The organism is Chryseobacterium oryctis (assembly GCF_025971925.1).
GTDB classification, from domain to species: Bacteria; Bacteroidota; Bacteroidia; order Flavobacteriales; family Weeksellaceae; genus Chryseobacterium; species Chryseobacterium oryctis.
On the sequence record NZ_JAPDHV010000003.1, the window covers coordinates 308765 to 321457 of the forward strand.

The window sequence follows — 12693 nt, forward strand, 5'->3', positions numbered from 1 at the left end:
TAATTCATAACACATGATAAAATTTAGCACCAACTTACATCCAAACAAATACGATATCAAAAAACACTGTATCAATTATCGTCAAATTCATTATTTTTCAGTAATTCTGCTAAAACTTTTTTTGCCCTCATCACACGAACTTTGGTATTGGCTACAGAAATCCCCAATTCCTCAGCAATCTCTTTGATACTTTTTTCTTCGAAGAAACGTAATTTGATAATATCCTGATAATTAGCATCCAAAGATTCGATTGTTTTGATGATTTTCTTCTGCTCTTCTTCAGAAATCATCAGTTCTTCTGGAGATTTTGCATATTGATTTTTAACTTCATCTAAATTTTCGGTAGGATCTTGACTTTCACGAGTTTTTTTTCTCCAAAAATCAATTATGGTATTCTGAGCAATGGTGAGAATCCAGGTTTTAAACTGAAAGTGCGGGTCATACATATCCAACTTAGACAAAACTTTGGAAAAAACATTCACCGTAATTTCATCTGCATCATTTTCATTTCCTACTTTTTTCATTACAAACGAAAACACGTCTACCCAAAAGATATTAATAAGCTTTGTCTGCGCTTTTTGATCTTTATCTTTTGCTTTACCGATAAGAAGAAATAATTGTTTGTCATCCATCATGAACAAATATAACTGATTTAGATCAAAATTAAAAAGCTATCTGATAATAAAACCCCGATTATTCTGTTTTCCGTCTTTATAATCACGAATTTACTATCTTTGCACATTAAATTAAAGCAAAAAATAATGAACTCTTTTATTGAAGAACTGAAATGGCGCGGTCTATTTGCCGATATGATGCCTGGAACGGATGAACAACTGAATAAGGAAATGACAACTGCCTATATCGGTTTTGATCCAACTGCAGATTCTTTACATATCGGAAGTCTTATTCAGATAAAGATTTTAGCTCACTTTCAGCAACATGGTCATAAGCCAATTGCTTTGGTAGGTGGAGCTACAGGAATGATTGGCGACCCTTCAGGAAAGTCTACAGAAAGAAATCTTTTAGATGAAGAAACTCTTCTGCACTATGTTGATTGTTTAAAAAATCAACTTTCAAGATTTTTAAATTTTGAAGGCGATGAAACCAACAAAGCAGAATTGGTTAACAATTATGATTGGATGAAGAACATATCTTTCCTTGATTTTGCTAAAAATGTTGGGAAAAACATTACTGTAAACTACATGATGGCAAAAGACTCTGTAAAAAAGAGATTCTCAGGAGAATCTGGGGCAGATGGAATGAGTTTTACGGAATTCACTTATCAATTAATTCAAGGTTATGACTTTTTGCATTTATACCTGAATAATAATGTTAAGCTTCAAATGGGAGGCTCTGACCAATGGGGGAATATCACAACAGGTACAGAATTGATTCGTAGAAAAGCTCAGGGAGAAGCATTTGCTTTAACTGTTCCTTTGATTACCAAAGCTGACGGTTCAAAATTTGGAAAATCAGAAAGCGGAGAAAACTATTGGCTGGATAAAAAGAAAACTTCACCATATAAATTCTACCAATTTTGGCTGAACGCAACTGACGAAGACGCAGAAAGATTCATTAAATTCTATACTTTCTTACCAAAAGAGGAAATTGAAACTTTAATTGAAGAGCATAAAACAGCTCCACACGAAAGAAAACTCCAGAAAAAATTAGCTGAAGAGGTTACAGTTTGGGTTCATGGTAAGGAAGAATACGAAAAAGCCTTGAAGGCTTCTGAAATTCTTTTCGGTCGTTCTACCGCAGAAGATTTGGTAAGTCTGAACGAAGAAACATTCTTAGAGGTTTTTGAAGGTGTTCCGCAAAAAGAACTAACTAAAGCTGATGTTTTAGGCGTTAATATCGTTGATTTACTTTCAGAAAAATCTGGATTTTTAAAGTCTAAAAGTGAAGCGACAAGAGAATTGAAAGGAAATTCAATCTCTATAAACAAACAAAAAGTAAATGACACTTATACAGCTAGTGAGAACGATCTTATCGATGGTAAATTCTTATTACTACAAAAAGGAAAGAAAAATTACTTTATTGTAAAAGCAATATAATATTCAAAATACCACATATAAAAAAGCAACGGGATATATCTCGTTGCCTTTTTTACTTTTTAATTTACAATTTTGTAAAAATAAAAAACCTTCTCAAAAACGAGAAGGTTTATATTTAATTTTCTTTAGTTTTCTATAATTCTAAGAAACTGTGATAAACACTTGCAACCTGATTAGCTCCTGCACCTACAATTGTATCAGATTTTGCAACTTCACCATCAATCCAAATAGTCACCATTAATTTTGAATCAGAATGCAAAAGATTAGCATTAGCTGAAAAATTTAACTGAGACTGACTTTCATTTACAAAAAACTCATCGCTTTTCCAATTAAAACCTGTCGGATTAAAAATATTCTGCTGAGCAGTTCCTACCTGAGTAACAACAGTTTTGAAAGCACTAAATTCCGTTGGAGGAGGAGATGCCGGTCCGCCATCAATTATTTTTGCTTCAAATTGCACAAGATGTTGCAGATCCTCCTCATCATCATCTTTTTTACAAGAATTAACAACAGTTATTACAGAAAATAATACGACAAATAAAGAGGAAAGTCTAAGTAAACTTTTTAAGTTGTAAAATTGCTTCATTTCTCCAAATAGATTTTTTTATGTTTCAAATATAGGTTTTTTATCAATATAAAAATAACTTTCTTGAAAATTTTCCAACAAAGATTTCCAAGCAATATCAAATCATCAAAAAGAAAATATGCTTAGTCAGACATATTCAAGATTCTGTTTTTAGATTTAATTTATTAATTATCTTTGCTCTATGAATTTAGACTACATCGTTCGAGAACCCGAAAATATTACATCAAGCACACCTATTCTTTTTATGCTTCACGGATACGGAAGTAATGAACAAGACCTTTTCAGTTTCAGGGAAACACTTCCTAATGATTGGATTATAGTAAGTTTCAGAGCACCCAGAACCACACAGTTTGAAGGTTTTTCCTGGTATGATATAGATTTTAACAGTCCTGAAAATTTCATAGATATTCCACAGGCAAAAGAATCTTTAAATGCTGTTTTAGAAAATATTTTAAAGATTGTGAATCATTATGGACTTACAGACGGTAAAACCCATCTTTGCGGTTTTAGCCAAGGAGGAATCTTATGCTATTCTTTAGCTTTAAAGTATCCTGAAATGTTCAATCTTGTAGCTTGTTTAAGCTCATATCCTGAAGAAAAAATTTTAGACGGAATTGTAAAAGAAAAGAAAAAACTTGAACATCTTAGATTTTTTGTTTCTCATGGAACTGACGATGCCATTATTCCGTTGGATTGGGGACGAAAAGCAGCAGATTTATTATATGATTTAGGATGTTTTTTCACATTCAGAGAATATATGAGCGGTCATGGTGTAAATCAAAAAAATTACATTGACTTAATGGACTTTTTCTCAAAATAAATTAAGGAAAACACACCGTTTTATAAAAAACACTTAAAAAAATACAAACATTCTCAAATTTGAGAATGTTTTTTTTATTTCAAATAAGATTATTTATGTAAATTCAGTAAATGAAAACCAAATACTTAATATCTCTAATAATCTTGTTTTTCAGCATTTCAATTAATGCTCAAAATTCTTTTGAAATAAAAGAGGCAAAAAAAACAACGATTCCCTTTAAGCTCATTAATAATCTTATTTTCATTCCAATTAATATCAATGGAGTTGATTTAACATTTTTACTTGATACAGGCGTCGCAGAGACATTACTTTTCAGCTTAGAAAATAAAGAGATAAAGCTCGACAATGTTGAAAAGATAAAATTTTCAGGTTTAGGAGGAGATTTAAGTATTGACGGATATAGATCTGACAATAATATTGGAAAAGCCGGGAATAACTTTACCAATTACTCGATGACGGTTTTCATCATCGTAGATCAACAATTTAACATATCTTCTCATGTCGGAATTCCTGTAAATGGAGTAATTGGCTATCATTTTTTTAAAAACCATCCTATTTCTGTTGATTATGCCGCTAAAAAAATAACAATCTACAATGATGAGGACTTTTTTAAAAAGAAGATCAGAAAATTTAATGAATTCTCTATCACTATTGAAAAAAATAAGCCTTATATTTATGGTGATGTTGAAATGACAAATGAGAAGAAAAGCTCTAAATTATTAATAGATTTAGGAAACAGTGACCCAATTTGGCTATTTCCTGCTTTAATCAAAGATTTCGTTTACAATCGTCCAAATATTGAAGACTTTCTCGGAAGAGGATTCAATGGTGATATTTTTGGAAAAAGAAGCAGAATTCACAATTTTTATTTAGGTGATTTTAAATTCGAAAAACCGCTTACAGCTATGCCTGACGAATTTTCCATTCAGCATGTAAATTTGGTGGAAAATAGAAAAGGTTCAATTGGAGGAGAAATTATGCGTCGTTTCACCACTGTTTTTGATTATAAAAATCAAAAACTTTATTTAAAGAAAAACAAAAACTTTGATGACCCTTTTCACTTTAACATGAGTGGTCTTGATTTCAAACAAGACGGGATGGAATGGTCTCAGGACAAAGTAAATATAAGCACTAAACCAACAAACGGTATCGAGGCTTATAACAGCAACCTTCAATATAAATTTGTTTTAAAGCCCATTTTTGCAATCGCTGGAGTAAGAAAAGATTCACCGGCTTATTTTGCAGGTTTGAAGCAAAATGACAGACTACTTTCAATTAATGGAAACAATACTGCAGATATGACTTTAGAAAAAATAATGGAAATGATGAAGTCCTCTGAAGGCAGAACAATCGAAATGGTTATACAAAGAAAAACTGAAAAACTTACGTTCAGGTTTATATTAGAAGATCCTATTCCTTATCAAGAATAAAATTATGAATACGGAAGAAACAACTTTAGACAAAATAAGAAGTAGACCCAGATTTAAAATGTTTACTCATCTTTCGAAAGACGAATATGCCGAAAATCTAAAAAAATACCTTGCGGAACATCAAAATGAGTTCTCAGGAAACATCAATAAAGAAATGGCAACAATTCAGGTAGAATCACAATATGATAATTATTGGAAACCAAGATTATCATTAAGAATAGAAACAGAAGATGGGCATACAGCAATACGAGGTGTTTTTGGTCCCAGCTCTGCTGTCTGGACGTTTTTTATGTTCCTTTATTTCTTATTTTCAATTTTGTGGATGACTTTCTTTACGATGTATTATGTAGAAAAACAAATCAACAGCCAAGAATTTCCTTGGTCTTTATCTGCTTCTTTTGGTATGCTGATTTGTATCACTTTAACATATGCAGCAGCCAGATTTGGACAATATAAAAGCAAAGAGGAAATGCAAAAACTAAGAAAATTTGCAGAAGAATCTACCTTACAATTTGAAAAGAAAGTTTAATTGGCCGGTACATCTGATTTTTCTGCCAGAATCGCTGCAGAATTTGCTTTTGCTGCCTGAATAGAATCTACTACCCTTTCTCTGTTTGCCTGTTCCTTCAACATTTTATCAATATTAGGTTCAAGTAATTTATTCATTTCTTCAAGAGAAATATTATTCGCATTAGGATCTTCTAATAGATTTCTCCACGGCTTCCTTTTACCCCACTTATAATCACCAAAAACCATTACAGGTGTCCCTTTTGCTTTTGTAGTTGCACCTCCGGGATTCAAAATCCAAGTATCTGCATAAGAATATAACCATTGGGCATCTTTCATTAATAATCTCAAACAAGAATGTGATGCAGGATACCCCGGAAGATCATATTGATGCCATCCTATTCCGCCTAAATTATGAATATTAACATTATATGGTAACTTCCATTCTGTACTTACAGTAGAAATGGCCAATTTTTTCTTCCAATTAGCAAAAGTAAGTCCTCTGGTTGTCTGTGCTGTTTTTTTACCCATACTTGTTGGTCCCCATTTCACCAAACTTCCGTTTGAATATACTCCATACGCCTGAATAGGATATGAAAAAATCACAAACTTTTTTACTCCGCTCAAAATATCAACCTGCAAAGGAAATGGTGAATAAGACATCAATGTAGTATCTATTTTTGCCGGAACGACTAACGTATCCGCATTCCATCTACTTTTGGAGTCTAATCTATTTAAAGCTAAAATTGCATAGCGTTCTTTTTCATTATATTTCTTGCTAAATTCAGCATATATAGAATCTCTAAGCTTTTTATCTTTTGGTAGTATAAATGCATTGTAAAAACCTGTTTCCTGCATTGCAGGAGGCAGAGATTCTTTTTCTACTATAGAATCTTTTTTGATGATTGTATCTTTTTCCGCAATAGGTTCTTCTGATATTGAAGCCGCTGTATCTTTTATGGTGTCTCCTATTTTTTCAATCTCTTTTTTGCATGACACTAAAAAGAAAGCAGTAAAAAAAGTATATAAAAATATTCTTTTTGCAAAAGTGTTTTTCATAAATAAATTCGGACGATTAGTTTTGCTACGCAATACAAATATCAGACCTAAAATTGAATATGCAAAACTTCATTGAAAAATACCGTAAAAAAACGGTAATCCTAAAGTAAATTTTACTACAAAAAAGAACATTTTTACATTCTAATTTTCAAATAATAGCTCCTAAAATACATCATAATTTTTAATTGAAAAAAGTTGATTTAGTATAATATTATTTGCTTGATTAAATTACTTACCAAGGATTATAAAAGAAAAAGATCTATTTGAAAGTGCTCCAAAACTATCTCCAGTTTTAATCCTAATAGTTGATTTATCAAAATAAGATATTTGTGCATTATCATTTGTTTTAAGCGCCGACCCAGGAGTTGTGGTTGTAGGCTGCTGCTTATTACCCACTGAAGGCCCGTACGTATCTATAATATTAACTGTCACTCCATAAATTTCCGAAAATGGCGTATCAAGTTTAATATCAAATAAACCCGGAGCCGGATTTGACACCTTGTATCCTCCTCCTTCAGCAAAAGAAATCCCCCCAATCTTAGAAGTCATATTGGTAACAGGAATGGTACCTATTGTATAAGGAGTATCTAATGCTTCTCCTATAAGCTTTGATACACCCAGAATACCTTCAGTATTAGAATTATAAACCACACCAACAACTCCTCCTATATATCTTGAAGCATCTGAAGTAAGACTTGTATGTGATAGTGGAGTCCACAATGAACCATTAAAAACATAATATCCGGGATTGTTCACATAACTTGTTGATGCATCCGGTGTTGTCACAGGACTTGTAATATATAAAATAACCCCTTCATGTGAAGCATTATAATTTCCTTTTTTAGCTTTAAGTTGATCGCCAGTTAGTCTTGGTGCAATAAAACCATCTGTTTTAGTTATATCGGATGGGCTTCCTTCAACATCTAAAGTGACGATTGGAACTTTAGTATTTATTCCAACACTTTGCGAATAAAATAAATTAGAAAAAAATAATGTACTTCCCAATAAAAATTTCATTTTCATAATAACATAAATTTTAAGTTTATAATATTTTAATTCATAAAAAACAATCCAAAATACAAAAGCCTAACAAACAAACACATACTCATACATCATTATTATTTTTACTATCAATAGCCCAATCCTTTTTTTGGAAAAGAAATTATTCAAAGTAAAATTTTAAAAAAATCCCTTATTTAGAATAAATTTTAAAACAGACCTATATCCCTTCCTATTCAATTATAGGTAATGCAATAACAAACTCCAGATTAAAGCTCGAATAAGCAATAATTATTTTCAATTATGCTTTTTACATAAATTATCTAAATAGTTGCAAGACTTCCGAAAAGCGTTCAGTGAGTTATTGTAAATAAAGTTGAAGAAAAAGAAATAAAATAATCCTTCCGACTCACTAATTAAATATTTTTTCAAAGATAAATCATTATTATTAGAAAAAAAATCAATATCACTACAATTCTATAATTTTAATTAAATTTTAATTTATCTAAAAGTTGTATTTCACATATTAAATTCAAGATAATTTAAAGTTCCCACTTTCAGTAAAGACCTTCTAATAACCATTCAATATTTGATTATGAATAAAAGAAAAGAGGCTGTCTCAAAAAAAGACAACCTCTTCCTACTTAAAAATCTAACACTTATTAGGTTACACCTACTTACTTATGGCCAATAAGATTTAGGATTTTTTATTTCAGCTGATGCTCCTCCTGTCGGCCAATAATGAATCCCTTCATCATAAATATCTATAGGCTCATTTTCATAAATACCATATAGCACAAGATGTGTAGTTGTCTGCACACCAAGATGCTGACTACTTTCAGGAACAGAAATCCACATTAGTCTATATTTGTACCAATAATTACCTATTCTTATATTCAAACCGGTATTAGTTGACTCTTCAAAGTTAAACGGCGGAATAAGACCTTCAAAACCAGCTCCGTGAGCACCACTTCCTAGAGAATTAGGAGTAGGATCGTCATTGAAACTTTTCAAATAAGGATCCATTGAACCCAGTCTTGCACCATTCGCTAAATTGAGACCTGCATAATCATATACATTTGCGTCAGCTGTACCATTCGCTTTGAATTTATACTGATCAATATTTGCTCCTGAAACATTCTTAATGTATGCTCCCCAGAATGTCGCAGTCAAACTCAATCCAAAGTTCCTTAAATTAACAAAGTCAACGACTATTCTTCCATCAGTAGGCATTCTATCCTTCATTTTTCCATCGGTAGCAAACTTAGCTCCATTCTTTAACCAATAAAAACTACTAGCATTATCTCCACTAGACTGCATTTCCAATGGTTTTCCCGCCACCCAAAGAGGCGTAACACCTATAGTTGCTGTACATAAATTCTCTTTTGTAATTTCATTTCTGATACTATACTCTCCCACCTGATCATTATCTCCTTTCGCTCCTTTCGACACTTCCTCTGATGTATTTGGCGTACTTCCTGTAGCATCTATTCCTACTCCCAATAATTTAGTAGTTGAATTTCCCGGTAATAGTTTAACCTTTACCACACCTGTATTGGTAACATTATCATTGAATGTAAATACCATTCCGTTCTTATCTTCTGTACTAATATTAACATAACCCGGAGTAGTAACATTTAGTTCTGCTTCAATATAGTTTTTACTTGGATCTAATTTTGTTAACGCCACATAATCACCAAATACAGTAGCACTTCTGGTGCAGGTATATGTAGCATTAACACGATTAGTAGATATTTCTATATTACATACAGTACCATTAGAATTATTGATAGGTAATGTAGAACTACTAGTTCCAGGCGTACCACTATAAGCAATAACAATTTCCTGAACTGCAGATGTAGCACCTGTAAGACCAGCAAAACTATAAGTCACCCCATTAATTGTTTGATAAATTGGCGGAATATTTCCTGTTCCTGTTATCGTTATCGGAACTCTTACAGTACCTGAGCCATAAATTCCCTGTACCATAGCTGGAGAAACTTTCGCTGCAGAACAATTATAATTATAAGAGAACCCTCCTGTTCCATCTTTAGTATAGCGACATAAAGTAATACCATTAATTTTTACTGCAAAATTAATGGGCAAAGAAGAAGGTGCACCCGTTGCATTTGCCACCGTTACGGTTTGTAAACCAGTGGTAGTAAAAGTTCCTGTTGCGGAATAAGAAACTCCATTATTAGACGTAATAGTAATATAATATGGCCCTGCTTCGTATACATTTACGCTGACATTAATAGTATTCCCTGCCACTGAACTTCCTGCTGAGTAAGTATTGGTATCTGCTGCAGGGAACTGATTACAATCTATTGTAAAGTCTGCAAAAATTAATGGTTCACACTCTGCAGGTCCTAGTCCTTTCCATTTACCTTGTGCATTATTCCAATAATTATAGCATCCTGTATCTGTATTATAAACCAAAAGTCCATCAACATTTACATCACTTTTATCTAAAACAATGGAATCTCTTTGAACTTGGGACATTCTTGGCATAAGTACGCCTTTTGTTGTAGACATTACATCTAATATCGATTTAGAATTCGGATTAGGCGTACCTACACCAACCTGTGCTAAACAAATAGCACCAATTTGTAATAAAAATAAAAATAAAATCTTTTTCATCATTTGTTTCTTTTAAAATCATAAGCTGAATCAACAAATATTTCGCTAGTAATCAAGGCTAAAGAACCAATACTGCGATGCTTTTGTTTGAAGCTATTGCCTGAAGTTCTGTAATTATTAAAAAGCCATTCATTTGTGTGAAATGTCAACAAACCGTATTTCTCAGAGAAAACGGCAATCGCATTGTTCTGTAGAGTCGTAAATCCGGGAGATACACCTACATTTTTAAATCTTACATCCAATGCTTCTTTTGCATCTGATGTGTAACAGGGTGCTTTGTTTATTCCAGTCTTCCTTCCCCACCGGGAATGATTAAAACCGGACGCAAAGCAATTCGCAATCATTTTTTTTTTCATTTGTTTAAAATTTAATGAGTTGTAATCTTTGGTCTACAAACATTCTTAAAATAAGGAACACAAAAAAAAAAATGAAATTACAATGAATATACAGGTGGTTTTCAAAGAGTATACAATCTATATACAAAAAAACAACAATTTGATTATCAGGTATTTAAACAAACCCTAAACTATGTCAACCATTATATTTTAAGAAGCAACTTTAAATATAATTCATAAATTAGAGAATTAAAATCAATTTTTAGCTGTTTGACAAGATTATGAAAAAGAAAATTTATTTTTTGGTTTTACTTCTCCTTTCAAAAATTTGTTTTTCACAAAGTGATTTAGATTTCGACCAGCAATCTGTATACACCTATCTGTATAATAAGAATCCTGAAAAAGCAATATCTATTATTAATTCAAACTTCCTCACATCAAGCAATCTTTCAAAAAAAATTATCGGTTATGTATATTTAACAGAGGCATACTCAGATAATGAAATAAAAAAAGCTAAAGCTCTAGAGAATGCAAAAAAACTTTCGATGTTGACTAAAGAACCATTAGACGAAGCTTATGTACAGTTTGGATATGCCAAATATTATCTGAATTTAAATAAAAATGATTTGTTTATAAAGTCAATCAATAATAGCATCAATACATTTAGTAAGTACAATAACGAAAATTTTGTTCTTTCACAACTCTATTATCATTTGAATAGGTATCTGGTTAAAAATCCTTTAGAAAAGGATACTCGAAATAGTTATTTTAAAGCGAATTACCATGCAATAAAATCTAAAAACAACCTTCTCATCAGCATTACTTACAACAATATCGGAATTTTTTATAAAAAAAAATTTACTATAACAAACGATAAAAAGTATTTAGATTCTGCCAATATCAACTACCAGAACTCTTATAAATATGCTTTAAACATAAAAGATACAGAAGCACAAAAAAGGACGTTGGCTGCATATTATATGAATTACGGACATTTATTAGAAAACAAAATTCCCTATAGTTATAAAAAATGTCTGGAACTTTACAACAAATGCTTAAGCATAAGTGGAAAAGACAATAGCTTTAAAGATATGAATGCTCTCATTTATATCAATATCGGTTCTGCCTATGAAAAAGCAGGTCAAACACTTATAGCGGAAAAATATTACAGCAAAGCATATCATTTAATAAAGAACAATAAGGATATTTTTACAACTCATAAACTTATACTTCTCGATAATTTATCAAAAATATATCAAAACTTGAATCAGTATGAGAAAGCATTAGAGTTTGAAAGAGAAGCAAAAAATCTAATCAAAGAAGACACTGAAAAAAGATTCAGCAATAACACTAAAGCCTTAGAAATATTTTATAAAACTGAACAAAAAGATAAGCATATAAAAGAGTTGAAAGAAAAGAATGAGGTACACATAAAACAAAAAATTATTTACCTGATGATTAGCCTGATAGCTTTTTTGGGGATTATTTGTATGTTTTTTATTTTACAATATAAACATAAATTAAGTAAACAAAGAACAAGTTTACTTGAGGCTGAAAAAAAAGAAACAGAACTTATCTTACAATTAGAAAAAGAAGAAAAATCACGTCTAAAAACTGAACAAGAACTATTAGCTTTACAGCAGGAACAATTACAAAAACAAGCACTTGCTACATCACTTCAACTCAATTATAAAAGTGCTATTTTGAATGAACTGAAAGAAGTTATAGAAAACGATGACCCTAATCTAAAAAAAATACTAAAGGAAGATCAGTTAGCAGATAACGATTTCAACGACCTTCAAAATATAATACAGCAAATTCATCCTAATTTTTTTAAACGACTCCAGGAGTTATCCAAAAGTAAGCTTACTAATCAAGATTTAAAGTATTGTGCATACATCAATCTCAATATGAATAATTTTCAGATTTCAAATATTTTAAAAGTAGACCCTAAAACTGTAAGAGTAACAAAATACAGATTAAAGCAAAAACTTGGTTTAAAAAAAGAAGATGACCTATATGACTTTATTCGAAGTTTGGATGTATAATTTTCAATCTATCAAAAATAGTATTCTTGAGAAGATATAATAGAAATACATAAAGCAAAAAGCAGTAAAACTAATATTTTACTGCTTTTATTATTCTGATTTATCAGTTGCGATCCGGACGGGACTCGAACCCGCGACCTCCGCCGTGACAGGGCGGCATTCTAACCAGCTGAACTACCGGATCAATTTTTTAAAGAAATTGAGAAAACTTC

Annotated in this window: 11 protein-coding genes and 1 tRNA gene; 5 read left to right on the forward strand and 7 right to left on the reverse strand. The window is 31.4% G+C overall.

Going from position 1 to position 12693, the window contains the following annotated elements:
- Positions 1 to 71: 71 nt before the first annotated feature.
- Complete coding sequence (locus tag OH806_RS08415; RefSeq protein WP_264743233.1) at positions 72 to 632, reverse strand: RNA polymerase sigma factor; 561 nt, start codon at positions 630 to 632, stop codon at positions 72 to 74.
- Between the two features lie 129 nt (positions 633 to 761).
- Between OH806_RS08415 and tyrS the strand changes: the two genes are divergently transcribed.
- The gene (tyrS, locus tag OH806_RS08420) at positions 762 to 2057 is read left to right on the forward strand and encodes a tyrosine--tRNA ligase (RefSeq protein ID WP_264743234.1); all 1296 of its coding nucleotides are present in this window, start codon (positions 762 to 764) and stop codon (positions 2055 to 2057) included.
- A gap of 133 nt (positions 2058 to 2190) precedes the next feature.
- Here tyrS and OH806_RS08425 read toward each other — a convergent pair whose 3' ends face one another.
- Complete coding sequence (locus OH806_RS08425; protein WP_264743235.1) at positions 2191 to 2643, reverse strand: hypothetical protein; 453 nt, start codon at positions 2641 to 2643, stop codon at positions 2191 to 2193.
- Positions 2644 to 2824: 181 nt separating this feature from the next.
- On the opposite strand from OH806_RS08425, the gene OH806_RS08430 reads away from it, so the two are divergent.
- The 3 genes from OH806_RS08430 (at position 2825) to OH806_RS08440 (ending at position 5422) form a co-directional block, all read left to right on the forward strand.
- Positions 2825 to 3463, forward strand: coding sequence for an alpha/beta hydrolase (locus OH806_RS08430; protein WP_264743236.1), 639 nt, complete (start codon positions 2825 to 2827; stop codon positions 3461 to 3463).
- A 110-nt stretch (positions 3464 to 3573) separates the two neighbouring features.
- Complete coding sequence (locus OH806_RS08435) at positions 3574 to 4893, forward strand: PDZ domain-containing protein (RefSeq protein ID WP_264743237.1); 1320 nt, start codon at positions 3574 to 3576, stop codon at positions 4891 to 4893.
- Positions 4894 to 4897: 4 nt separating this feature from the next.
- The gene (locus OH806_RS08440; RefSeq protein ID WP_264743238.1) at positions 4898 to 5422 is read left to right on the forward strand and encodes a hypothetical protein; all 525 of its coding nucleotides are present in this window, start codon (positions 4898 to 4900) and stop codon (positions 5420 to 5422) included.
- Here the strand turns inward: OH806_RS08440 and OH806_RS08445 are convergent.
- The 4 genes from OH806_RS08445 to OH806_RS08460 all read right to left on the reverse strand — a co-directional run bounded on the left by OH806_RS08445 (position 5419) and on the right by OH806_RS08460 (position 10442).
- A complete protein-coding gene (locus OH806_RS08445) occupies positions 5419 to 6459 on the reverse strand; it encodes a L,D-transpeptidase (RefSeq protein ID WP_264743239.1) in 1041 nt (346 codons plus the stop codon). The genes OH806_RS08440 and OH806_RS08445 overlap by 4 nt on opposite strands.
- Before the next feature lie 228 nt (positions 6460 to 6687).
- Positions 6688 to 7482 carry a hypothetical protein gene (locus OH806_RS08450; protein ID WP_264743240.1) on the reverse strand — a complete coding sequence of 265 codons (795 nt, stop codon included), beginning with the start codon at positions 7480 to 7482 and terminating at the stop codon, positions 6688 to 6690.
- A 657-nt stretch (positions 7483 to 8139) separates the two neighbouring features.
- Positions 8140 to 10098, reverse strand: a complete 1959-nt coding sequence (locus OH806_RS08455) for a hypothetical protein (protein ID WP_264743241.1) — start codon at positions 10096 to 10098, stop codon at positions 8140 to 8142.
- Positions 10098 to 10442 (reverse strand): hypothetical protein, encoded by a 345-nt coding sequence (locus OH806_RS08460; RefSeq protein WP_264743242.1) that lies wholly within the window; start codon positions 10440 to 10442, stop codon positions 10098 to 10100. The genes OH806_RS08455 and OH806_RS08460 overlap by 1 nt, the downstream gene beginning before the upstream one ends.
- Positions 10443 to 10714: 272 nt before the next feature.
- On the opposite strand from OH806_RS08460, the gene OH806_RS08465 reads away from it, so the two are divergent.
- Positions 10715 to 12481: a transcriptional regulator gene (locus OH806_RS08465; protein ID WP_264743243.1), complete on the forward strand. Its 1767-nt coding sequence runs from the start codon at positions 10715 to 10717 to the stop codon at positions 12479 to 12481.
- A gap of 110 nt (positions 12482 to 12591) precedes the next feature.
- Here the strand turns inward: OH806_RS08465 and OH806_RS08470 are convergent.
- Positions 12592 to 12665 (reverse strand) — tRNA-Asp (locus tag OH806_RS08470).
- Between the last annotated feature and the right edge of the window lie 28 nt (positions 12666 to 12693).

What these genes read in the sequence shown, in the direction of transcription:
- OH806_RS08415 (WP_264743233.1), bottom strand. Translation starts at nt 632, where the DNA reads ATGGATGACAAACAATTATTTCTTCTTATCGGTAAAGCAAAAGATAAA.
- tyrS (WP_264743234.1), top strand. Translation starts at nt 762, where the DNA reads ATGAACTCTTTTATTGAAGAACTGAAATGGCGCGGTCTATTTGCCGAT.
- OH806_RS08425 (WP_264743235.1), bottom strand. Translation starts at nt 2,643, where the DNA reads ATGAAGCAATTTTACAACTTAAAAAGTTTACTTAGACTTTCCTCTTTA.
- OH806_RS08430 (WP_264743236.1), top strand. Translation starts at nt 2,825, where the DNA reads ATGAATTTAGACTACATCGTTCGAGAACCCGAAAATATTACATCAAGC.
- OH806_RS08435 (WP_264743237.1), top strand. Translation starts at nt 3,574, where the DNA reads ATGAAAACCAAATACTTAATATCTCTAATAATCTTGTTTTTCAGCATT.
- OH806_RS08440 (WP_264743238.1), top strand. Translation starts at nt 4,898, where the DNA reads ATGAATACGGAAGAAACAACTTTAGACAAAATAAGAAGTAGACCCAGA.
- OH806_RS08445 (WP_264743239.1), bottom strand. Translation starts at nt 6,459, where the DNA reads ATGAAAAACACTTTTGCAAAAAGAATATTTTTATATACTTTTTTTACT.
- OH806_RS08450 (WP_264743240.1), bottom strand. Translation starts at nt 7,482, where the DNA reads ATGAAAATGAAATTTTTATTGGGAAGTACATTATTTTTTTCTAATTTA.
- OH806_RS08455 (WP_264743241.1), bottom strand. Translation starts at nt 10,098, where the DNA reads ATGAAAAAGATTTTATTTTTATTTTTATTACAAATTGGTGCTATTTGT.
- OH806_RS08460 (WP_264743242.1), bottom strand. Translation starts at nt 10,442, where the DNA reads ATGATTGCGAATTGCTTTGCGTCCGGTTTTAATCATTCCCGGTGGGGA.
- OH806_RS08465 (WP_264743243.1), top strand. Translation starts at nt 10,715, where the DNA reads ATGAAAAAGAAAATTTATTTTTTGGTTTTACTTCTCCTTTCAAAAATT.